The sequence below is a fragment of the Vibrio sp. S12_S33 genome (assembly GCF_963889785.1).
In the GTDB taxonomy this organism is placed as follows: domain Bacteria; phylum Pseudomonadota; class Gammaproteobacteria; order Enterobacterales; family Vibrionaceae; genus Vibrio; species Vibrio aestuarianus.
In genome coordinates, this window is the sequence record NZ_CAWPQZ010000204.1 from 1 (window position 1) to 711 (window position 711).

At 42.9% G+C, this 711-nt stretch carries 1 protein-coding gene; it reads left to right on the forward strand.

The features are described 5' to 3' along the window. Positions 1–144: 144 nt before the first annotated feature. On the forward strand, positions 145–606 hold the full coding sequence (tnpA, locus tag AACW06_RS19850) for an IS200/IS605 family transposase (protein ID WP_088731499.1): 462 nt from the start codon (positions 145–147) through the stop codon (positions 604–606). Positions 607–711: the final 105 nt, after the last annotated feature.

Sequence of the window (711 nt, forward strand, 5' to 3'; positions counted from 1 at the left end):
TTGTATCGAGAAAACCCCCAGCTAGGCTGGGGGTTCCGTAAAGCTTACAGCTATAAGTCAGTTATATAACCCCTTTCAATTTGATAAAAACGTCTTGTGGTCTGGCAACTGCAAGAGTCAATTAAGAATTGAAAGGGGGTCCCAATGGGGGACGAAAAGAGCTTAGCGCACACGCGATGGAATTGTAAATATCATGTAGTTTTTGCACCTAAGTACCGAAGGCAGGTGTTCTATGGTGAGAAACGAAGGGCAGTAGGCGAGATACTTAGAAAACTATGTGAATGGAAAAGTGTGAATATTATTGAAGCGGAGTGCTGCGTAGATCATATTCATATGCTTTTAGAAATACCACCGAAGATGAGTGTTTCATCCTTTATGGGGTATTTGAAAGGAAAAAGTAGCCTGATGCTCTATGAGCGATTTGGAGATTTGAAGTTCAAGTACAGGAATCGAGAATTTTGGTGTCGAGGGTATTATGTAGATACGGTAGGAAAAAATACCGAGAAGATACAAAGTTACATAAAGCACCAATTAGAGCAGGATAAAATGGGAGAGCAATTATCGATCCCGTACTCAGGTAGCCCGTTTACGGGCCGCAGGAAATAGTCATATGCAAATGTCAGATCACTACGCGCCTGCTAGGGCGCTGCCAGTAGGAAAGCCTTATAGGCGCATATGAAAAACCACCGGCTATGCCGGTGGATACTTTTT